Source organism: Streptomyces sp. AC1-42W, from assembly GCF_003248355.1.
Taxonomy (GTDB): Bacteria; Actinomycetota; Actinomycetes; order Streptomycetales; family Streptomycetaceae; genus Streptomyces.
Map to the genome: position 1 here is coordinate 2,672,282 of NZ_QKWY01000001.1, position 20,695 is coordinate 2,692,976.

The window sequence follows — 20,695 nt, forward strand, 5'->3', positions numbered from 1 at the left end:
TGTCTCAGGCGCTCTCACCGATGTGCCGGTAGAGCGTGGCTCGGGAGATCCCCAGCGCCTTGGCGGAGGAAGGCAACACCTACCGCCTGCGCAAGCTCACCAAGGACGGCGACGACAACGCCGTCATCTACGTGGGCCAGTCCGTGATGAACGTCCTGAAGTGGCAGAGGGAACGCCAGAACGCGGAGCGGGAACGGCTCGGCTCCGCGTGGGCGGACAGCGATCTCGTCTTCGCCCGCGACGGCTTCAAGCTGTACCGGGGCGAGTCGGGCGGACCACAGGACCCCGAGAAGGTGTCGGCACGGTGGCGCACCCTACGCACCCGGCTCCACCTGCCCGAGGACTTCCGCATCCACGACTGGCGGCACAGCAAGGTCACGAACGACCTGGAGGCCGGGGAGAACCCCCGGCGAGGTCTCCGCCAACGTCCGGCACCACTCGCCGGGCTACACCATGGCCCGGTACGGCCACACACGTAAGGACGGAGCGCGCCGACTGGCAGCCTCCGGAGCGGGCCGACTCGGCCTGTCATCCCTGGTCTGACCTGGGGAATCTCTCGGCTGTTGGTCACGTGGTTGGTCACGCCACAGCCGTAGAAACAGAAAAACCCCAGATCAACTGGGGTCTCTGTTGGTGTCCGAGGGGGGACTTGAACCCCCACGCCCGATAAAGGGCACTAGCACCTCAAGCTAGCGCGTCTGCCATTCCGCCACCCGGACAAAGTGTCTGTCTCGCGGGCCGTGCCCGTTCCGACGTGGAAAACCATAGCAAACATTGGAGGGTGCTCGATCACGCCCGGTCCTGTGTGAAGGCCCCATGACGAGGCGCGTCCGGCCTTGGGTGCGGGGGCCGGGCGCGGGAGGATGAAGGGGAGACCGTGGCGACAGTGGAAGGAACCAGCGTGAGCGAGACCGATGCGGCCCTGAGCGGCCTGGGCGAGATTGCCGAGACCGAGGTGGTGGACCTCTGTCGTGACCTGATCCGGATCGACACCAGCAACTACGGCGACCACTCCGGGCCCGGCGAGCGGGCGGCCGCCGAGTACGTGGCCGAGAAGCTCGCGGAGGTCGGGCTGGAGCCGAAGATCTTCGAGTCCCACAAGGGCCGGGCCTCCACCGTGGCGCGGATCGAGGGCGAGGACCCGTCCCGGCCGGCCCTGCTGATCCACGGCCACACCGACGTCGTACCGGCCAACGCCCACGACTGGACCCACCACCCGTTCTCCGGCGAGATCGCGGACGGCTGCGTGTGGGGCCGGGGCGCGGTGGACATGAAGGACATGGACGCGATGACGCTCGCGGTGGTGCGCGACCGGATGCGCAGCGGGCGCAAGCCCCCGCGCGACATCGTGCTGGCGTTCCTCGCGGACGAGGAGGCCGGCGGCACCTACGGGGCCCGCTACCTGGTGGACGAGCACCCGGACCTGTTCGAGGGCGTCAACGAGGCCATCGGCGAGGTCGGCGGCTTCTCGTTCACCGTCAACGAGAACCTGCGGCTCTACCTCGTCGAGACCGCGCAGAAGGGCATGCACTGGATGCGCCTGACCGTGGACGGCACGGCGGGCCACGGCTCCATGACCAACGACGACAACGCGATCACCGAGCTGTGCGAGGCGGTCGGGCGGCTGGGCCGGCACACCTGGCCGGTGCGGGTCACCAAGACCGTGCGCTCCTTCCTGGACGAGCTGTCGGACGCGCTCGGCACCCCGCTGGACCCGGAGGACATGGACGCCACCCTGGCCAAGCTGGGCGGCATCGCCAAGATGGTCGGCGCCACCCTGCGCAACTCCGCCGCCCCCACCATGCTGGGCGCCGGATACAAGGTCAACGTGATCCCCGGACAGGCCACCGCCCACGTCGACGGGCGGTTCCTGCCGGGGTACGAGCAGGAGTTCCTGGCCGACCTCGACCGCATCCTCGGCCCGCGCGTGCGGCGCGAGGACGTGCACGGGGACAAGGCGCTGGAGACCGACTTCGACGGGGCGCTCGTGGACGCGATGCAGACGGCCCTCACGGCCGAGGACCCGATCGCCCGCGCCGTCCCGTACATGCTCTCCGGCGGTACGGACGCCAAGTCCTTCGACGACCTGGGTATCCGCTGCTTCGGCTTCGCCCCGTTGAAGCTGCCGCCCGAGCTGGACTTCGCGGGCATGTTCCACGGAGTGGACGAGCGGGTGCCGGTCGAGGGCCTGAAGTTCGGCGCCCGCGTCCTGGACCGCTTCATCGACCACAGCTGATCCGTGCCGGCGCCCTGGCCCGCCGGTCCACGCCGATACGCGACGGCGTAATTCGCCAGGGTGTACGCCTCTAACCGGAACGGGTGAATGGGGCGTTTTACTCGTAGCCCCGTTCACCCCCTCCTCGTTACAGGTGATGCGGTCCGCGGCTGGGACCGTGTTTGCCAACTAGGAGGAATCATGATCAAGAAGATCGTCGCCGCGGCGGCTGCCACCGGTGGTCTGGTGCTCGCCGGCGCCGGCATGGCCGTGGCCGACTCGGGTGCGCAGGGTGCCGCCATCGGCAGCCCCGGCGTCGTCTCGGGCAACGTCATCCAGGTTCCCGTCCACGTTCCGGTGAACGTGTGCGGCAACACGATCAACGTGATCGGGCTGCTGAACCCGGCCTTCGGCAACGTCTGCATCAACGACTGACGTTGCGCGTCAACCCGTAAGGGTTTGAGCCCGCTCGGCCCCGGAGCGCACTCCATGCGTTCCGGGGCTGCGGGGTCCTTTGCCTCCGCACGGTAGTCCGGGGGTACTCCGGAAGGTAGAAGGCAGGAAACACCTATGCGACAGGTCACGCGTAAAGGCCTGATCACTATGGCGGCCGCGGGCGGCGTTCTCGCCCTCAGCGGCGGCTACGCGCACGCCGACGCGGGAGCGTCCGGCGCCGCGACGAATTCCCCGGGGGTGCTTTCAGGGAATTCGGTGCAGATTCCGGTCAACGTGCCGGTCAACGTCTGCGGAAACTCCGTGGACGTCGTGGGGCTGCTGAACCCAACCTTCGGCAACGCCTGCGCGAACACGTCGAACGGCGCCACCGCCGGTGGCCACGGCGCCGCGTCGAACACGTCCGGCAGCCACGCCGGCACCCCGGCCTCCGGGGGACACCACCAGGGGGCGGGCACCGGCAAGCACCGGGCCGACGGCAACGGCGGCGGCGCGACCGCCGAGGGGTACACCCAGGGGTCGCCCGGTGTGCTTTCGGGCAACCTGATCCAGGCGCCCCTCGACATCCCCGTGAACGCCTGCGGCAACAGCGTCGACGTCATCGCGCTGCTCAACCCCGCGTTCGGCAACTCGTGCGAGAACGACAGCACGCCGCCGGTGGACGTTCCGGAGCCCCCGGTCGAGCACGTCACCCCGCCGACCCCGGAGCCGCACCATCCGGAGGTCCCGAACGTGCCGGAGCCGCAGACCGTGCCGGAGGCGCCGCAGCTCGCCCACACCGGAGCGGGCGGGCTCGACCTGCTCATTCCGGCCAGCGCGGGCCTGCTGCTCGCCGGAGCGGGCACGGTGCTCTACCGCCGGGCCAAGGCCGCCGCCTGACGGCAGCCCTCCAGGGGGTGGGTACGACGAAGGGAACGGGCCCCGCACACGGCGGGGCCCGTTTCGTATGCGCGGTCGGGTTACGGCCGGCTGGTCCGGCTCACCACGTGGCCCGCAGCTGACGGATGATCCGGCGGCGCAGCCGCACGCGGCGGCTCCCGTCCCGGCGCAGCGTCAGGCGGTCCAGCTCCCAGTGCCCGTACTCGGCATGGTCGGTCAACAGGCGGGCCGTGTCCTTCCGGGACACCCCGCGTGGTACGTACACATCGACAAATTCGTATTCCGGCATCGAATCCATTGTGCGGGCAGGGGCCCGGTACGGATAGCGTCTGCCCCATGTCTGATGCTGCGCAGCCCACCGCTGCCGAGGTACGCGCCGCCGCCAACGCGGTCAAAGCCGCGATCGACCACCACCTCGCGGCGGTCGAACGCCGGTCGGGGGACGATGATCCCGCCGTCTACGACGCGTTCAACGCATTGGCCGCCGCGGCCGAGGCCTACGACGAACTCCTCTACGACCGCTACGACGAGGTCACACCCTTCGAGATTCCGGGGGAGCAGGACGCGCTCCCGCCCTACAACGGACCCGACGAGCCGCACGCGATCAGCGTGCTGATCCGCCGCGACTACGCCGTGGTGGAGCCCCAGCGGCTGCTGGCCCAGGCCCAGCGCCTGGCCGACGCGGACCCGGACATCCGGGACGGCGAGGGCGCCGAGGCGGTCGGCGGCAGCGTCCACGCGGCGCTCGGCGTGCTCTTCGGCGAGTACGAGGCGGACGAGATCGCCTCCCGGCACACCGAGTTCGGCCTGGAGGAGGGCGACGCCACGCTCTGGGTCGCGGCGGCGGACGAGCTGTCCGAGCCGGGGGAGTGGCTGGCCGCCCCGTTCGACGACGCGGACCCGGAGCTGGTGGTCTGCCGCTTCGACGTCAGCGCCGTCTTCGACGACGACGAGTTCGACGACGAACCGGAGGGGCCGGAGGGCCCCGCGCTCGGCATCGGCTGACCCGCCCCACCCGCATCCGGCCGGAGGGCCCTGCGGACGCCCCGTGCGCCCGCAGGGCCCTCCCGTGCGTGCGCTACGGCGCCTGCGGGGCTTCCAGGAGCGTCCGCAGACGTGTGGTGCGCTCCTGGGCGGGCACCTCGGCGACCGCGCGCGGCAGGGCCTGGTCCACGCCGTGCACCACGGACAGATGCCGCTCGCCCCGGCCGAACGCCGTGTACACCCACGGCCGGCTCAGCCCGCGCGCCGCGTCGCCCGGCAGCACCACGACCGCGGCGGGCCACCGCATCCCGGCCGCCTGATGGGCGCTGAGCGCCCACGCGTGGCGCACGGACCCGGCGACCCGCTCCTGCGGTACGACGACCGGGCTGCCCGCGCAGTCCAGGTGCAGGCCCTCCGCGTCGGCCGAGACGACCACGCCGGGCACCGTCCGCCCCGGCGCCGGGACATGGGCGACCCGGTCGCCCGGATCGAACCCGCCGAAGCGGCCAGGACCGGGGTTGAGCCGCTGCTTCAGCGCCTCGTTCAGCGCGCGGGTGCCGGCCGCCCCGCCGTGGCCGACCGTGATCACCTGGGTGTCGCCGGACGGCACCCCGAGGGCGCGCGGCACCGAGTCCGCGACGAGCTGGACCGTACGGTGCACCGCCTCGCCCGCGTCCCGCACGGGCACGATGACGACCTCCTTGCCCGGCGCCGCCACCTGGTTCAGCTCCCCGACGCCGATACCCGACACCAGCTTGCCGATCGGGCCCGCGTCCGGGGTGCGCGAGACGACGCGGGGGAAGGCGCGGGCGGCCAGCACATCGGCGAACACCTGCCCGGCGCCCGCCGAGCCCAGCACGCCGGGGTCGCCGCTGAGCACCAGGCGGGTGCCGTCCGCCAGCGACTCCACCAGCATCGCGCCGGTCTCCACGTCCAGTTGGGGCGCGTCCAGCACGACGAGGAGGTCGAGGGCGAGCGCCCCCTCCTCGTCCCGGCCCGGCCCCTCGGCGCCGGACAGCAGCCCGGCGAGTGTGACGGCCGACTCCGGGGCGCCGGTGTCCCGGGCCAGCCGCCGCCGGCCGTCCTCGCTGTGCGTGGCGCCCAGGGCGCGCAGGCCGAGGCCGCGCGCGGCGGCGATCAGCGCGGCGGGCTCGGCGCGGGCCGTCTCGCCGCCGGTGTGCGCGACGAGGCGGTGCGCGGCGGCCGTACGGATCAGCTCGGCGGCCGAGGGGGAGGGGGCGGCGTCGGCAGCCCGCGCCCACTCCGCCTCCGGTGCGGTCGCGGGGTCCGTCGCCGCGCCGCCGCCGTTGGCCAGCCGGGCCAGTCCGTCGGCCAGGCTCTCCTCCGCCAGGGCGTACCGGTCGAGCCCGAGGAGCACCTGCACGGGACCGGCCGCCTCCTCGGCGGGTTCCCCGGCGCCCCCGTCCTCCCGGCCGTCCTCCGACGCGTCCGCGGGCTCGTCCTCCTGTCCGTCCTGGAAGACCAGCACGACGCCCTCCGCGACGGCGTGCCGTACGGCCTCGGCGGGGTCGCTCACGCCGCGTGCGCCCAGGGCGTCGCGCACCTGGTCGGCGTCCTGCGCGGTGTGGCCCCGCAGCGCGGCCCGCTCCAGCAGCCAGCCGGTCAGCGCGGCGGTGCGCCGCTCGTCGTCCGGGCCGCAGGCCGCGCCGAGCAGCGCGCGGGCGAAGGCGTCGGTCTGCTCGGGCGCGACGCCGGGCAGGGCCAGCAGCTGCCAGGGGTCCTCGCGCAGCAGCTCGGCGGCCCGCTCGCCGAGCCGCTCGGCGGCGGGCCGGGCCAGGGCTTCCGGGGCCCCGCCCGCGGCGAGCACGGCCGCCACGGCGGTGACGGTCTCCGCCGGTGCCGCGCGGGGCGCGGGGGCGGGCTCGGGCGCCCGTTCCCGCACCGGCGCGGGCCGGCGGGCGGGGGCGGGGGCGGCGGAGTCGAAGAAGTCCGTCGCGGGCTTGCCGCCGCTCTCCACGGCCCGGACGGCCGCCAGCAGATCGGCCGCAGCGCCGCTGAGCTTGCCCCCGGCCTCGATGGGCCCGTCCTTGGCGGCCTTGCGCTCTTCGATCCGCTCCCGCAGGGCCCGCTGCGCGGCGAGTTCGGCCTCGGCCTCGGACAGCGCGGGGGCGTCGGCGGCGCCGGCCTCCCCACCAGCGTCCGCGTCACCGCCGGTCTCCCCGTCGCCTTCGTCCGCCCCGCCCCCGTCGGCCCCGTCCCCGGGCGCCTCCGGCCCGGCTTCCCCACCCGCGGCGCCGGCCGTCTCCGAAACGTCCGCCGTCTCCTCCCCGGCGCCCTCGGGGGGTGCGTCCGGGGTCGGGGTGGCCGGGGCGTCGGCGGGGGTGTCGTCGCCTGCGGGTCGCGCGGTCACAGCGTGCTCCAGTCCTGGTCGGGATAGCGGTGCACGGGCGCCGACACGTCGTCGAGCGCCTGGCAGATCTCGTCAGGAAGACTAAGCGTCTCCACTGACAACGCCTCCGTCAGCTGCTTCGCGTTGCGCGCGCCGACGATCGGCGCCGTCACGCCCGGCCGGTCCCTGACCCAGGCCAGGGCGACCTGGACGGGCGTCGTGGCCAGCCCCTCGGCCGCCGTGGCGACGGCGTCCACGATGCGGCTCGCCGCGTCGTCCAGATAGGGCTCGACGAAGGGGGCCAGCAGCTCCGACGCGCCGCGCGAGCCGGACGGCGTACCGGTGCGGTATTTGCCGGTGAGCACGCCCCGGCCCAGCGGCGACGCGGGCAGCAGCCCGATGCCGAGGTCGAGCGCGGCGGGCAGCACCTCGCGCTCCACGCCGCGCTGGAGCAGCGAGTACTCCATCTGCGTCGCGGCCAGCCGGGTCCGGGTGCCGGGCGCCGCCAGCTGCCAGGTCGCCGCCTTGGCCAGCTGCCAGCCGCAGAAGCCGGACACCCCGGCGTAGCGGGCGCGCCCGGAGGACACGGCGAGGTCCAGCGCCTGGAGGGTCTCCTCCAGCGGGGTCGCCGGGTCGAAGGCGTGCAGCTGCCACAGGTCCACGTAGTCCGTGCCGAGCCGGTCCAGCGAGGCGTCCAGGGCCGCCAGCAGATGCCCGCGCGAGCCGTCCACCCTGCGGTACGGGTCGGCGACGCTGCCCGCCTTGGTCGCGACGACCAGATCGCGCCTGGGCACCAGCCCGTCCATGAGCCGCCCGAGCAGGTACTCCGCCTCGCCGCCGCCGTACACGTCGGCCGTGTCGACCAGGGTGCCGCCCGCCTCCCAGAACGCCTTCAGCTGCTCGGCAGCGTCGTGCTCGTCGGTGTCCCGGCCCCAGGTGAGGGTGCCGAGCCCGATCCGGGACACTCGTAGGCCGGTGCGGCCGAGATGCCTCTGCTCCATGGGCGCTGAGATTACTGGCCGCGGCCGCGGGCGTCGCAGGGCTGTGGACGACCGGCGCGGTGGCGGACCGCTGACGGATCGTCCCGCCGCGCGCTAGAGTCCGGAACTCAGGGACGTTACTGATCGGTAAGGGGTTCGGCTATGCGGCTCGGCATCAATCTCGGCTACTGGGGCGCGGGGATGGACGGCGACAACCTCGCCGTCGCGCAGGAGGCCGACCGGCTCGGCTACGACGTCTGCTGGGCGGCCGAGGCGTACGGCTCCGACGCGCCGACCGTACTGGCCTGGGTGGCCGCGCAGACGGAGTCGATCGACGTCGGCTCCGCGATCCTCCAGATCCCGGCGCGCCAGCCCGCGATGGCGGCCATGACCGCGGCCACGCTCGACTCCCTGTCCGGCGGCCGGTTCCGCCTCGGCCTCGGCGTGTCGGGACCGCAGGTCTCGGAGGGCTGGTACGGCGTCCGGTTCGACAAGCCGCTGGCCCGCACCCGCGAGTACGTCGAGATCGTGCGCCGGGCGATGACCCGCGAGCGGCTGTCGTACGAGGGGGAGCACTGGACGCTCCCGCTGCCGGACGGTCCGGGCAAGCCGCTCAAGCTGACCGTGCACCCGCAGCGCGAGCACATCCCGCTCTACATCGCCGCGATCGGCCCGAAGAACCTGGAGCAGACCGGCGAGATCGCCGACGGCGCGCTGCTGATCTTCCCGTCCGCCGAGCACCTGGAGGAGACCGCAGTCCGCCATCTGCGGGCCGGCCGGGAGAAGGCCGGGAAGACGATGGAGGACTTCGACGTCTGCCCGACCGTGCCGCTCGCCGTCGGCGACGACATCCACGGCCTGGCGGACATGTTCCGCCCCTACACCGCGCTGTACGTCGGCGGGATGGGCAGCGCCAAGCAGAACTTCTACAACCGGCTCGCCCAGCGCATGGGGTACGAGAAGGAGGCCGCCGAGATCCAGGAGAAGTACCTCTCCGGCGACAAGAGCGGCGCGGCGGCGGCCGTCCCGCACCAGCTGATCGACCAGACGACGCTGCTCGGCTCGGTGGACCGGATCGCCGAGCGCATGCGGGCGTACGCGGAGGTGGGGGTCACGACGCTGACCCTGGCCCCGGCCGGCTTCACCCTGGACGAGCGGATCGCCGCGCTGCGGGCGGGCACGGACGCCCTGGAGCGCGCCGGGCTCGCGTAACCCCGCCGGGGCCGCGTACACCGCGCGGAGCGACGTACCACGCACCACGGCCGTGGTGGGGGCTCGGGGGCTCCCCGCCACGGCCGTCACCGGGAACAACGCGGCCGGAGCGGCCGGGTTACGGGTCCGGGCAAAAACGGTTCGCCGCCTTTCGCGCGGGCCCCGGCGACGGCCTCCGCGCCCCCCGTTCGGCCCAGTCGCCGCACCCTCCTGTTGCCCGCTCCCGCCGTCCGCATTTGACTGGCGCTCGGCGAAGCCGGCACGGAGGTGGCAGTGATGCTCTCGGCAAAGAACCTGTTCCAGGAGATCCTCGACAACGACGAATCGTTCCGTCTGTTCTGCTCCATCGCCGCCAGCGGCGAGTCCCAGGGCGGCTGGGAGAACGGCAGGATCGCCGCCCTCGTCCCGGCGAGCCAGCGCGAACTGGCCCCCCGGATCGTCCGGCACGGCGCCGACGAGGACAAGCACGGCAGGATCTTCAACGCGCTGCTCAAGAAGCGCGGCCTGACCCCCGGCCCCGTCCCGCCGGACACCGACTACACGATGCTCCTCGAACGGCACGGCATCGGACTCGCGCACGAGAAGCTGGGCCGCGACGAGCCGCTGACCGAGGGCGACATCATCACCTACCTGGCCCACAGCCGGGTGACCGAGCAGCGCGCCTCCGAACAGATGCGGCTGCTGAACAAGCACTTCGCCGACCACCCCGAACTGGGCCGCGCGGTGCGGATGATCTCGAACGACGAGGACAACCACCTCGCCTACTGCCACGAGGAACTGCTGCGCTTCGCCCGCGCCGGGCACGGCCGGACGATCCAGCGCGTCCTGCGCGAGTGCGCCCTCGCCGAGATCCGCGTCTACCGCGACGTCAGCCTCGCCGTCATGGACCACATGGGCCGGGTGCTCGGCTGGTCCCGGGCGAAGGCCGGGCTGCTCGCCGCGGGCATCCACGCCATGTACGCGTACGAGCGCCTCGGCGGCTGGCGGCGCATGGTCGACCTCGCCCCGCCCGCCCGGCGCGACGCCCTGGGCGGCCCCGCGACCCCGGCCCCCGAGTACGCCTGACCCGGCCCCGGCGGGGGCTCAGAGCCAGCCGCGCCGCTTGAACTGGCGGTACAGGCCCAGGACCGCCCCCGCCATCAGCAGCAGCACCAGCGGGTAGGACCCCACCCAGCGCAGCTCCGGCATGTGCTCGAAGTTCATGCCGTAGATCCCGGCGACCATCGTCGGCACCGCGGCCATCGCCGCCCAGGCGGAGATCTTGCGCATGTCGTCGTTCTGCCGCACCCCCATCTGCGCGAGATGCGCGGACAGGATGTCCGACAGCAGCCGGTCGAGCCCCTCCACCTGCTCGTTGGCGCGGGTCAGATGGTCCTGGACGTCCCGGAAGAACGGCTGCGCGTGCTCCTGCACGAACGGCACCCCGGCGCCCGCCAGCCGGGCCAGCGGCGCGGCCAGCGGGACCGTCGCCCGGCGGAACTCCAGCACCTGGCGCTTGAAGGTGTAGATGCGGGCGGCGGTGTTCTTCGAGTCGTCCGTACCGCTCGGCGCGAAGACCTGGGTCTCCAGCTCCTCAAGGTCGACCTGGAGCTCGCCCGCCACGTCTATGTAGTGGTCCACGATGGCGTCGCTGACCGCGTACAGCACCGCGGTCGGCCCGTGCCGCAGCACCTCGGGCTCCGCCTCCAGCCGGCGGCGCACGGCGGCCAGCGGCGCCCCCTCGCCGTGCCGCACCGTCACCACGAACGAGTCGCCCAGGAACACCATCAGCTCGTGCGCGGTGACGGAGTCGCTGTCGTGGTCGTACAGCACCGGCTTGATCACCGCGAACAACGAGTCGTCGTACACCTCCAGCTTGGGCCGCTGGTGCGCGGACAGGGCATCCTCCACGGCCAGCGGATGCAGCCCGAACTCGTGGCTGACGAGATCGAACTCCTTCTCCGTCGGCTCGTACAGGCCGATCCACAGGAACGCGTCCCCCGAGGCCCGCGCCTCGGCCAGGGCATCGGAGAAGTCGGCGGGGCCGTCGGTGCGGCGTCCGTCGCGATAGATGGCACAGTCGACAATCACGGCGCGCATTGTTCCCTGCCCACGCCCCGCCACGCACGTCCGTCGGGGGTGTCGCGCGCCCGCCGCCCGGCCGGGAGGGGACCGTACGCTGAACGCATGCCCACCCTGATCCTCGTACGCCACGGACGCTCGACCGCCAACACGGACGGAGTGCTCGCCGGCCGCACCCCCGGCATCGCCCTCGACGAGCGCGGCCGCGCACAGGCCGCCGCCCTCCCCGGACGGCTGGCCGCGCTCCCGCTGGCCGCCGTCGTCAGCAGCCCCCTGCAACGCTGCCGGGAGACCCTGGAACCCCTGCTGGCCGCCCGCCCGGACCTGCCGCGCCACGTCGAGGAGCGGATCAGCGAGTGCGACTACGGCGACTGGTCCGGCCGCAAACTCGCCGAACTCACCGACGACCCGCTGATGACCGTCGTCCAGCAGCACCCCTCCGCCGCCACGTTCCCCGGCGGCGAATCGATGCGCGCCATGCAGGCCCGCGCCGTCGAAGCGGTACGGGAGTGGAACGCGCGCGTCGAGGCGGAGCACGGCGAGAACGCCCTGTACGTCATGTGCTCGCACGGCGACATCATCAAGTCCCTCGTCGCCGACGCGCTCGGCCTGCACCTGGACCTCTTCCAGCGCGTCCACGCCGACCCCTGCTCGGTCACCGCGATCCGCTACACCCGGCTGCGCCCCTATCTGCTGCGCCTCGGCGACACGGGCGACCTCGCCGGACTCGCACCCCGCGAACCGGACGCCGGCGCCGGGCAGGACGCGGCGGTCGGGGGCGGCGCGGGGGCGCCGTGATCGCCGCGCACAGTAGGGTGGACGCGCCGTAGAACGCTTTCGAAGACTCCGGCCCACCCCCCATCCGCCATCGACTCTCAAGGGAGACAGGACGTGTCCCGTCAGGTGTTCCTCTACGACCCCCCGGACCGTTTCGTGGCCGGCACGGTCGGGCTGCCTGGACGCCGTACGTTCTTCCTGCAGGCTTCCTCGGGCGGACGTGTCACCAGCGTGGCCCTGGAGAAGTCCCAGGTCGCCGCGCTCGCCGAACGCGTGGACGAACTGCTGGACGAGGTGGTGCGGCGCACCGGGGGCAACTCCCCGGTGCCCGCCGTCGCCCCGATGGACGTCACCGACACCGCGCCGCTCGACATCCCCGTCGAGGAGGAGTTCCGCGTCGGCACCATGGCGCTCGCCTGGGACGGCGAGGAGCAGCGCATGATCGTCGAGGCCCAGGCCCTGGTCGAACTCGACGCCGACTCCGTCGAGGACCTCGCCGAGGCCGAGGAGCGGCTCCTGCAGGACGAGGAGAACGGCCCGCCGATGCTCCGCGTCCGGCTCACCGGCGCCCAGGCCCGCGCCTTCGCCAAGCGCGCCCTGGACGTGGTCAACGCGGGCCGCCCGCCGTGCCCGCTGTGCAGCCTGCCGCTCGACCCGGAAGGACACGTATGCCCGCGCCAGAACGGATACCGCCGGGGCGCCTCCTGACCGACGCCGAGCAGGTCACCCTGCTGGCCGAGGGCACGCTCACCGTGCTCGGGCAGGTGCGCGGGGCGTCCAACGCGGTGCTGTACTGCTCCGTGGCCCACGAGGGCGAGGAGGCGTACTGCGTCTACAAGCCGGTGGCCGGCGAGCAGCCCCTGTGGGACTTCCCGGACGGCACCCTCGCCCAGCGCGAGGTGGCCGCCTACGCCGTCTCCGAGGCCACGGGCTGGGGCCTGGTGCCGCCGACCGTGCTGCGGGACGGGCCGTACGGGCAGGGCATGTGCCAGCTGTGGATCGAGGCCGGGGCACCGGAGGGGGACGAGCCGGGCCTGCTCGCGCTCATCGAGGACGAGGAGCCCGGCGAGGGCTGGAAGGCCGTGGCGTTCGCCGAGGTGGGCGAGGGGCGCACCGCCCTCCTGGTGCACGCGGACGACCCCCGGCTGCGGCGGCTCGCCGTGCTGGACGCGGTCATCAACAACGGCGACCGCAAGGGCGGACATCTGCTGCCCGCGCCCGGCGGCCGGCTCTACGGCATCGACCACGGCGTGACCTTCCACACCGACGACAAGCTGCGCACCCTGCTCTGGGGCTGGGCGGGCGAACCCCTCACCGCCGAGGCCGTCGACGTCCTCGCCCGGCTCGCCGCCGAACTGGAGCCCGGCGCCCCGCTGGTCACCCGGCTGGCCGAACTCATCACCCCGGCCGAGATCGGGGCCCTGCGGGCCCGCGTGGCCGGGCTGCGCGCCACCGGACTGCACCGGGAGCCGAGCGGCGAGTGGCCCGCCATCCCCTGGCCGCCCGTCTGAATGCACGTTCGGCCCCCGGTCCGCAAGAGGGCCTCTTCGGACGAGATCGCCCCTCCGGTTCGTATCCGGAAGCCGCATCCGGTTACGCTCGTCGCATGCATGCCTGGCCCGCTTCTGAGGTCCCCGCCCTGCCCGGCAAGGGCCGCGACCTCCGGATTCACGACACCGCGACCGGCGGTCGGATCACCCTCGACCCCGGTCCCGTCGCCCGCATCTACGTCTGCGGCATCACCCCGTACGACGCGACCCACATGGGTCACGCGGCGACCTACAACGCGTTCGACCTCGTACAGCGCGTGTGGCTCGACACCAAGCGGCAGGTCCACTACGTCCAGAACGTGACGGACGTGGACGATCCGCTGCTGGAGCGGGCCGTGCGCGACGGCCAGGACTGGACCGCGCTCGCCGAACGCGAGACGGCCCTGTTCCGGGAGGACATGACCGCGCTGCGCATGCTCCCGCCGCGCCACTACATCGGGGCCGTCGAGGCGATACCCGGCATCGTGCCGCTCGTCGAACGGCTCCGCGACGCGGGCGCCGCCTACGAACTCGACGGGGACGTCTACTTCTCCGTCGACACCGACCCGCACTTCGGCGAGGTGTCCCACCTCGACGCCGAGGCCATGCGGCTGCTCTCCGCCGAACGCGGCGGCGACCCGGAGCGCCCCGGCAAGAAGAACCCGCTCGACCCGATGCTCTGGATGGCCGCCCGCGAGGGCGAGCCGAGCTGGGACGGCGGCTCGCTCGGCCCCGGCCGGCCCGGCTGGCACATCGAGTGCGTGGCCATCGCCCTGGACCACCTCGGCATGGGCTTCGACGTCCAGGGAGGCGGCTCCGACCTCGCCTTCCCGCACCACGAGATGGGCGCCTCGCACGCCCAGGTGCTCACCGGCGAGCACCCCTTCGCCAAGGCGTACGTACACGCCGGCATGGTCGGCCTCGACGGCGAGAAGATGTCCAAGTCCCGCGGCAACCTCGTCTTCGTCTCCGCGCTGCGCCGCGACGGCGTGGACCCGGCGGCGATCCGCCTCGCCCTGCTCGCCCACCACTACCGCGCCGACTGGGAGTGGACCGACCAGGTGCTCGCCGACGCGGTCGCGCGGCTCGCCCGCTGGCGCGCCGCCGTCTCCCGCCCGGACGGGCTGTCCGCCGACGCCCTGGTCGAGGAGGTCCGCGCGGCCCTCGCCGACGACCTCGACGCCCCGGCCGCGCTGGCCGCCGTGGACCGCTGGGCCGAACGGCAGAGCGCCGGGGGCGGTACGGACGAGGGGGCGCCCGGCCTCGTCTCGCGCACCGTCGACGCGCTGCTCGGCGTCGCCCTGTAGCAGCCGGCCGCACCGCCCACCGACGTCACCGGCCCCGGACTTCCGTACGAAGTCCGGGGCCGGTCGCCGTTGCGCGGCTGTCTCAGTCCTGCGGCTGTTTCAGTCCTGCGTCGGGGGGCCGTCGCGGCCGTCGTCGTCGCTGTCGTCGCCGCCGTCCCCGTCCGGGCCGCCGGCCGGACCGGTGGTGCCGTCCGTACGGTCGCCGGGGTCGTCGGACGACGGCCGTGCGGGTCCCGCGGTGCCGGGCCGGGCCGGACCCGTCTCCGGGCGCAGCGGCTTCGGCGGCCTGACGCGTTCGCCGGACGTCTCCCGGAGGTACGAGGTGTCACCCGACTCCGTGGCATGCCCGCCGGGCGGCTGCGCGGGGCCCGGATCGCGGCGCCGCAGATACCGCTCGAACTCGCGGGCGATGGCCTCACCGCTCGCCTCGGGCAGCTCCGCCGTGTCGCGGGCCTCCTCCAGCGTCTGCACGTACTCGGCCACCTCGCTGTCCTCGGCGGCCAGTTGGTCGACCCCGACCTGCCAGGCGCGCGCGTCCTCCGGCAGCTCGCCGAGCGGGATGCGCAGCCCGAGCAGGTCCTCCAGACGGTTCAGCAGGGCCAGCGTCGCCTTGGGGTTGGGCGGCTGCGACACATAGTGCGGCACCGCCGCCCACAGGCTCACCGCGGGCACACCCGCGTGGGTGCACGCCTCCTGGAGGATGCCGACGATGCCGGTCGGGCCCTCGTACCTGGTCTCCTCCAGGTCCATGGTGCGGGCCAGATCCGGGTCGGACGTGACTCCGCTGACCGGGACCGGGCGGGTGTGCGGGGTGTCGCCCAGCAGCGCGCCGAGCACCACCACCATCTCGACGCCCAGTTCATGCGCGAAGCCCAGGAGTTCGTTGCAGAACGACCGCCAGCGCATGGACGGTTCGATGCCCCGGACCAGGACGAGATCGCGGGGCTTGTCCCCGCCGATGCGAACCACGGAGAGCCGGGTGGTCGGCCAGGTGATCTTGCGCACCCCGCCGTCCAGCCACACCGTGGGGCGATTGACCTGGAAGTCGTAGTAGTCCTCGGCGTCGAGCGCCGCGAACACCTCCCCCTTCCACTCCCGGTCCAGATGCGCGACCGCTGTGGAGGCGGCGTCACCCGCGTCGTTCCAGCCCTCGAACGCGGCCACCATGACCGGGTCGATCAGCTCGGGAACGCCCTCGAGCTCGATCACCCCAGCCTCCTTCCGAAGTTCCCTTGCGTACGGGACAACCTTACGGCCTGCGGCGTCCCGAACCGCAGCCCCGTGCATGGCCGGGTGAACCTGCCCAGTTGAACAACACCTACTCATACACCCGAGCTGTCAGCCGAAATTCGGGCCATCTCTCTGGGCCGGGGTGTGTTCAACGGGCTATACATCGGATGACCCGTGCAGAGGTCCGATGTTATTTCCCTGGGGGACGTATGAGACAGACCGTCACGGACGTCGAGGTCCACGACATCCGATTTCCGACCTCGCGACAGCTGGACGGCTCGGACGCCATGAACCCCGACCCCGACTACTCGGCCGCCTACGTCGTGCTGCGCACCGATGCCGCCGGACCGGACGGCGAGCCCGCCGAAGGGCACGGCTTCTGCTTCACCATCGGCCGGGGCAACGACGTCATGGCCGCCGCCATCGGGGCCCTGCGCCCCCACCTCGTCGGGCGCCCCGTGCCCCGGGGAGCCGCCGGTCTCGGCGCCCTGTACCGGGAGCTGACCCATGACTCCCAACTGCGCTGGCTGGGGCCCGAGAAGGGCGTGATGCACATGGCCGCCGGGGCGGTGGTCAACGCCGCCTGGGACCTGGCCGCCAAGCTCGCCGGCCGGCCCGTCTGGGAGTTCCTGGCCCGGATGACGCCCGAGGAACTGGTCTCCCTCATCGACTTCCGCTACCTCACCGACGCCCTCACCCCCGACGAGGCGCTGGCCATCCTGCGCGCCGCCGAACCGGGCCGCGCCGCCCGCACCGCACGACTGTGCGCCGAGGGCTACCCCGCGTACACCACCTCACCCGGCTGGCTCGGCTACTCCGACGACAAACTGGTCCGGCTCGCCCGGCGGGCCGTCGCCGACGGCTTCACCCAGATCAAGCTCAAGGTCGGCGGCCGGCCCGACGACGACGTCCGCCGCACGGCCCTCGCCCGCGCGGCGGTCGGCCCGGACGTCCGCATCGCCCTGGACGCCAACCAGCGCTGGGACGTGGCCGAAGCCGTCGCCCGGATGACCGCGCTCGCCCCGTACGACCCGCACTGGATCGAGGAACCGACCAGCCCCGACGACATCCTCGGCCACGCCGCCGTGCGCGCCGGACAGCCCGTCCCCGTCGCCACCGGCGAACACGCCGCCAACCGGGTCGTGTTCAAACAGCTCCTGCAGGCCGGGGCCGTCGACTTCGTCCAGATCGACGCCGCACGCGTCGCCGGCGTCAACGAGAACCTGGCGATCCTGCTGCTGGCCGCCAAGTACGGCGTCCCCGTCTGCCCGCACGCCGGGGGAGTCGGGCTCTGCGAACTCGTCCAGCACCTCGCCATGTTCGACTTCGTCGCCGTCTCCGGCAGCCGGGAGAACCGCGTGATCGAGTACGTCGACCACCTCCACGAGCACTTCACCGACCCCGTCGTCCTCGTCGACGGCCGCTACACCGCCCCCGAGGCCCCCGGCTTCTCCGCCAGGATGCGCCCCGGCTCCCTCGCCGCACACCCACCTCGCACACCTCGCACACCTCGCACACCTCGCACACCGAGCCGAAGGAGGAGAGCCGATGACCGGCACGCACGACTTCGAGGGGATGAACGCCCTGGTGACCGGAGGCGCCTCCGGCATCGGGGCCGCCGTCACCACCCTGCTCCTGGCGCGCGGCGCACGCGTCGCCGTCCTCGACCGCGACACCACCGGCACACCCCCGGCGCCCTCGCCGTCCCGGCCGACGTCACCGACGACGACGCCGTGCGCGCCGGCGTCGACCGGGCCGCCGCCGCCCTCGGCCCCCTGCACACCCTGGTCTCCAACGCGGGCATCGGAGCCATCGGCACCGTCGAGGACAACGACGACGCCGAGTGGGCGCGGGTCCTCGACGTCAACGTGCTCGGCATGGTCCGCGTCGCCCGGCACGCCCTGCCGCATCTGCGCCGGGCCGCCGCCGAGCGCCCCGGCGCCGTATCGGTCACCCACACCTGCTCGATCGCCGCCCCGCCGGACTGCCCCGGCGCGCCCTGTACAGCGCGAGCAAGGGCGCGGTCCTCGCGCTCACCCTCGCCATGGCCGCCGACCACGTCCGCGAGGGCATCCGCGTCAACTGCGTCAACCCCGGCACCGTCGAAACGCCGTGGATCGGGCGGCTGCTCGACCGGGCGGACGACCCGGTCGCCGAACGCGCCGCCCTCGAAGCCCGGCAGCCCCTGGGCCGGCTGGTCTCCGCCGACGAGGTGGCCGCCGCGGTCTGCTACCTCGCCGGCCCCGCCGCGGCCTCCGTCACCGGCACCGCCCTGGCCGTGGACGGCGGGATGCAGGGGCTGCGCCCGCGCCCCGCCGCCGGCTGACCCCCGCCGCGCTCGATCCCGACCGCCCCTTCGCTACAGGGTCGAGCGCAGCCACTGCTCCACGCTCGCCACATGGACCGTCGCCCAGGCGCGCGCCGCCTCCGCGTCGCGGGCCCGCAGCGCGGAGAGGATCGCCCGGTGCTCGTGCAGCGTCCGGCTCACCGCGTCCTCCTGCGTCAGCCCGCGCCACACCCGCGCACGGGTCGTCGGCCCCGACAGCCCGTCGAGCAGCGAGCACAGCACCGAGTTCCCGGACGACTGGACGATGCCCCGGTGGAACTCCAGATCGCAGGCGACCAGCTCCTCCACCGAGGGCCGCTCGCCCAGCGCGTCCAACTGCGCGCCGAGCAGGTCCAATTGCTCCTCGCCGATCCGGGACGCCGCCATCGCCGTCGCGGCCGGCTCCAGAATCCGGCGCACCGACAGGAACTCCAGCACCGTGTCGTCCCGGTGGAAGTCCACGACGAAACTCAGCGCCTCCAGCAGCAACTGCGGGTCCAGGCTCGTCACATACGTGCCGTCGCCCTGGCGGACGTCGAGAATCCGGATCAGCGACAGCGCGCGCACCGCCTCCCGCAGCGAGTTGCGGGAAAGCCCCAGCTCCGCGGCGAGCTCGCTCTCCTTGGGCAGACGATCGCCGGGCCTCAGCGCACCCGAGACGATCATTTCCTTGATCTTCTCGATGGCCTCGTCGGTGACAGCCATGGGCGACCTCCAGACATCCGATCTATCGCCCCATTATGCGTCCCGACGAGGCCCCTCCGACCGCCGGACCGGCTCAGCCGCGCCGCTCGCCCAGCACCTTCGCCACCCGGTCCCGGACCTCGTCCGTCGCCAGCCCCCGGATGGTCAGCGTCGTCCGCCGGCGCAGCACGTCGTCCACCGACTCGGCCCACTCGTGGTCCCGCGCGTAGACGACCTGCGCCCAGATCTCCGGGGCGTCCGGGTGGACGCGCTCGGCCAGCGCCGGGTCCTCGTTGGCCAGCCGGGCGATGTCGAAGGACAGCGAGCCGTAGTGCGTGGCCAGATGGCGGGCGGTGTCGGCGGCCATCCGGGGGCCGGGCGTCCCGCCGTCCACGAGCAGCCGGTGCGCCACCGCGTCCGGGTTGGCGATACCGGGCAGCGGCAGCTTCCTGGGCAGCCGGGCCATCGGCTCCATGTCCTCGGCGAGCGGCCGGCCGGGGAGCGCGGCCAGCTTGTTCATCACCGTACGGCCGATGTGCCGGAACGTCGTCCACTTGCCGCCGGCCACCGAGAGCATCCCGCCACGGCCCTCCGTCACGACCGTCTCGCGCTTGGCCTTCGAGGTGTCGCCCGGCCCGCCCGGCAGCACCCGCAGCCCGGCGAACGCGTACGTGATCAGGTCCCGCGACAGCTGCTGGTCCCGCACCGAGAACGCCGCCTCGTCCAGGATCTGCGCGGTGTCCCTCTCGGTCACCGCGACCTCCGCCGGGTCGCCCTCGTACTCCTCGTCGGTCGTGCCCAGGAGCAGCATGTCCTCCCACGGCAGGGCGAACGTGATGCGGTACTTGTCGATCGGGGTCGCCAGCGCGGCCTTCCAGGGCCGGGTCCGCCTCAGCACCAGATGGGCGCCCTTGGACAGGCGTATGGAGGGCGCCGCGTTCGGGTCCTCCATCCGGCGCAGGTGGTCCACCCACGGCCCGGTCGCGTTCAGCACGAGCCGGGCGCTCACCCCGAACTCGGTGCCGTCCAGGGCGTCCCGCAGCTCGGCGCCCGTCACCCGGCCACGGGTGAACCGCAGCCCGGTCACCGCCGCGTGGTTGAGCACCACCGCGCCCGCGTCGACCGCCGCGCGGACCGTCATCAGCGCCATCCGGGCGTCGTTCATCTGGTCGTCGCCGTACACCGCGACCGCGCGCAGGTTCTCCGTACGCAGCTCCGGCACGTCGCGCGCCGCCTTCGCCGGGCTGATCACATGGCCGACGCCGTCCCCGAAGGCGGACAGCGCCGAGTACGCGAAGACGCCCGCGCCGAGCTTCGCCGCGCCGTGCGGCCCGCCCTTGTACACCGGCAGGTAGAAGGTGAGCGGGTTGGCCAGGTGCGGGGCGACCTGGCGGGAGACCGCACGGCGCTCGAAGTGGTTCTCCGCCACCAGCTTCACCGCGCCGGTCTGCAGATAGCGCAGCCCGCCGTGGAGCAGCTTGGAGGAGGCGGAGGAGGTGGCGCCGGCGAAGTCGCCGGCGTCCACCAGGGCCACCCGCAGCCCGGACTGCGCGGCGTGCCAGGCGGTGGAGATGCCCAGGATGCCGCCGCCGATGACCAGGAGGTCGTACGCCGCTCCGGACAGCTGCTCCCGTGTCGCGGCGCGGCTCGGCAGGGAGCCGGATGCCGGATGCGTCCCGAGGGTGGGGACGCTCTGCGGGGTGGTCAT

18 protein-coding genes, 1 tRNA gene and 2 pseudogenes are annotated in these 20,695 nt (G+C 73.3%); 13 read left to right on the plus strand and 8 right to left on the minus strand.

Going from position 1 to position 20,695, the window contains the following annotated elements; all coding sequences use genetic code 11:
- The first annotated feature begins 35 nt into the window (after positions 1-35).
- The gene (locus DNK56_RS34945) at positions 36-479 is read left to right on the plus strand and encodes a hypothetical protein (protein WP_146610496.1); all 444 of its coding nucleotides are present in this window, start codon (positions 36-38) and stop codon (positions 477-479) included.
- Between the two features lie 152 nt (positions 480-631).
- Here the strand turns inward: DNK56_RS34945 and DNK56_RS12355 are convergent.
- Positions 632-719, minus strand: a tRNA-Leu gene (locus DNK56_RS12355).
- Between the two features lie 182 nt (positions 720-901).
- Between DNK56_RS12355 and DNK56_RS12360 the strand changes: the two genes are divergently transcribed.
- From DNK56_RS12360 to DNK56_RS12370, 3 genes are all read left to right on the plus strand, one after another.
- Positions 902-2,236 (plus strand): M20/M25/M40 family metallo-hydrolase, encoded by a 1,335-nt coding sequence (locus DNK56_RS12360; protein ID WP_111333521.1) that lies wholly within the window; start codon positions 902-904, stop codon positions 2,234-2,236.
- Positions 2,237-2,416: 180 nt separating this feature from the next.
- The gene (chpH, locus tag DNK56_RS12365; protein ID WP_111333523.1) at positions 2,417-2,650 is read left to right on the plus strand and encodes a chaplin ChpH; all 234 of its coding nucleotides are present in this window, start codon (positions 2,417-2,419) and stop codon (positions 2,648-2,650) included.
- Between the two features lie 135 nt (positions 2,651-2,785).
- Positions 2,786-3,547: a chaplin gene (locus DNK56_RS12370; protein WP_111333526.1), complete on the plus strand. Its 762-nt coding sequence runs from the start codon at positions 2,786-2,788 to the stop codon at positions 3,545-3,547.
- Between the two features lie 100 nt (positions 3,548-3,647).
- On the opposite strand, the gene DNK56_RS12375 is transcribed toward DNK56_RS12370, so the two are convergent.
- Complete coding sequence (locus tag DNK56_RS12375; RefSeq protein WP_018103708.1) at positions 3,648-3,836, minus strand: DUF5703 family protein; 189 nt, start codon at positions 3,834-3,836, stop codon at positions 3,648-3,650.
- Between the two features lie 47 nt (positions 3,837-3,883).
- On the opposite strand from DNK56_RS12375, the gene DNK56_RS12380 reads away from it, so the two are divergent.
- On the plus strand, positions 3,884-4,552 hold the full coding sequence (locus tag DNK56_RS12380) for a hypothetical protein (protein ID WP_111333528.1): 669 nt from the start codon (positions 3,884-3,886) through the stop codon (positions 4,550-4,552).
- Between the two features lie 73 nt (positions 4,553-4,625).
- Here DNK56_RS12380 and DNK56_RS12385 read toward each other — a convergent pair whose 3' ends face one another.
- Both DNK56_RS12385 and DNK56_RS12390 read right to left on the minus strand, forming a co-directional pair.
- Complete coding sequence (locus DNK56_RS12385) at positions 4,626-6,902, minus strand: helix-hairpin-helix domain-containing protein (RefSeq protein ID WP_111333530.1); 2,277 nt, start codon at positions 6,900-6,902, stop codon at positions 4,626-4,628.
- Positions 6,899-7,882 carry an aldo/keto reductase gene (locus DNK56_RS12390; protein WP_111333533.1) on the minus strand — a complete coding sequence of 328 codons (984 nt, stop codon included), beginning with the start codon at positions 7,880-7,882 and terminating at the stop codon, positions 6,899-6,901. The genes DNK56_RS12385 and DNK56_RS12390 overlap by 4 nt, the downstream gene beginning before the upstream one ends.
- 141 nt (positions 7,883-8,023) lie before the next feature.
- On the opposite strand from DNK56_RS12390, the gene DNK56_RS12395 reads away from it, so the two are divergent.
- Positions 8,024-9,073, plus strand: a complete 1,050-nt coding sequence (locus DNK56_RS12395) for an LLM class F420-dependent oxidoreductase (protein WP_111333536.1) — start codon at positions 8,024-8,026, stop codon at positions 9,071-9,073.
- A gap of 276 nt (positions 9,074-9,349) precedes the next feature.
- Entirely contained in the window at positions 9,350-10,138 is a 789-nt protein-coding gene (locus DNK56_RS12400) for a ferritin-like domain-containing protein (RefSeq protein ID WP_111333538.1), read from the plus strand.
- An 18-nt stretch (positions 10,139-10,156) separates the two neighbouring features.
- Here DNK56_RS12400 and corA read toward each other — a convergent pair whose 3' ends face one another.
- The gene (gene corA, locus DNK56_RS12405) at positions 10,157-11,152 is read right to left on the minus strand and encodes a magnesium/cobalt transporter CorA (RefSeq protein ID WP_111333540.1); all 996 of its coding nucleotides are present in this window, start codon (positions 11,150-11,152) and stop codon (positions 10,157-10,159) included.
- Positions 11,153-11,239: 87 nt separating this feature from the next.
- Here corA and DNK56_RS12410 point away from each other — a divergent pair, with 87 nt between their 5' ends.
- From DNK56_RS12410 to mshC, 4 genes are all read left to right on the plus strand, one after another.
- On the plus strand, positions 11,240-11,932 hold the full coding sequence (locus DNK56_RS12410) for a histidine phosphatase family protein (RefSeq protein ID WP_111333542.1): 693 nt from the start codon (positions 11,240-11,242) through the stop codon (positions 11,930-11,932).
- Positions 11,933-12,025: 93 nt separating this feature from the next.
- Positions 12,026-12,619, plus strand: a complete 594-nt coding sequence (locus tag DNK56_RS12415) for a DUF3090 domain-containing protein (protein ID WP_111333545.1) — start codon at positions 12,026-12,028, stop codon at positions 12,617-12,619.
- Positions 12,580-13,422 carry an SCO1664 family protein gene (locus tag DNK56_RS12420; protein ID WP_111333547.1) on the plus strand — a complete coding sequence of 281 codons (843 nt, stop codon included), beginning with the start codon at positions 12,580-12,582 and terminating at the stop codon, positions 13,420-13,422. Before DNK56_RS12415 ends, DNK56_RS12420 begins: the two co-directional genes overlap by 40 nt.
- Before the next feature lie 95 nt (positions 13,423-13,517).
- A complete protein-coding gene (mshC, locus tag DNK56_RS12425) occupies positions 13,518-14,747 on the plus strand; it encodes a cysteine--1-D-myo-inosityl 2-amino-2-deoxy-alpha-D-glucopyranoside ligase (protein WP_111333550.1) in 1,230 nt (409 codons plus the stop codon).
- A 99-nt stretch (positions 14,748-14,846) separates the two neighbouring features.
- On the opposite strand, the gene DNK56_RS12430 is transcribed toward mshC, so the two are convergent.
- Positions 14,847-15,956: a PAC2 family protein gene (locus DNK56_RS12430; protein ID WP_111333552.1), complete on the minus strand. Its 1,110-nt coding sequence runs from the start codon at positions 15,954-15,956 to the stop codon at positions 14,847-14,849.
- Between the two features lie 230 nt (positions 15,957-16,186).
- Between DNK56_RS12430 and DNK56_RS12435 the strand changes: the two are divergent.
- Positions 16,187-17,515, plus strand: a pseudogene (locus tag DNK56_RS12435) (enolase C-terminal domain-like protein); the annotation flags it as partial.
- Positions 17,516-17,525: 10 nt separating this feature from the next.
- Positions 17,526-18,303 (plus strand): annotated as a pseudogene (locus DNK56_RS12440) (SDR family NAD(P)-dependent oxidoreductase).
- A 33-nt stretch (positions 18,304-18,336) separates the two neighbouring features.
- On the opposite strand, the gene DNK56_RS12445 reads toward DNK56_RS12440, so the two are convergent.
- Together DNK56_RS12445 and DNK56_RS12450 are read right to left on the minus strand one after the other, a co-directional pair.
- Positions 18,337-19,008: a FadR/GntR family transcriptional regulator gene (locus DNK56_RS12445; protein WP_111333554.1), complete on the minus strand. Its 672-nt coding sequence runs from the start codon at positions 19,006-19,008 to the stop codon at positions 18,337-18,339.
- A gap of 73 nt (positions 19,009-19,081) precedes the next feature.
- Entirely contained in the window at positions 19,082-20,695 is a 1,614-nt protein-coding gene (locus DNK56_RS12450; RefSeq protein WP_111333556.1) for a glycerol-3-phosphate dehydrogenase/oxidase, read from the minus strand.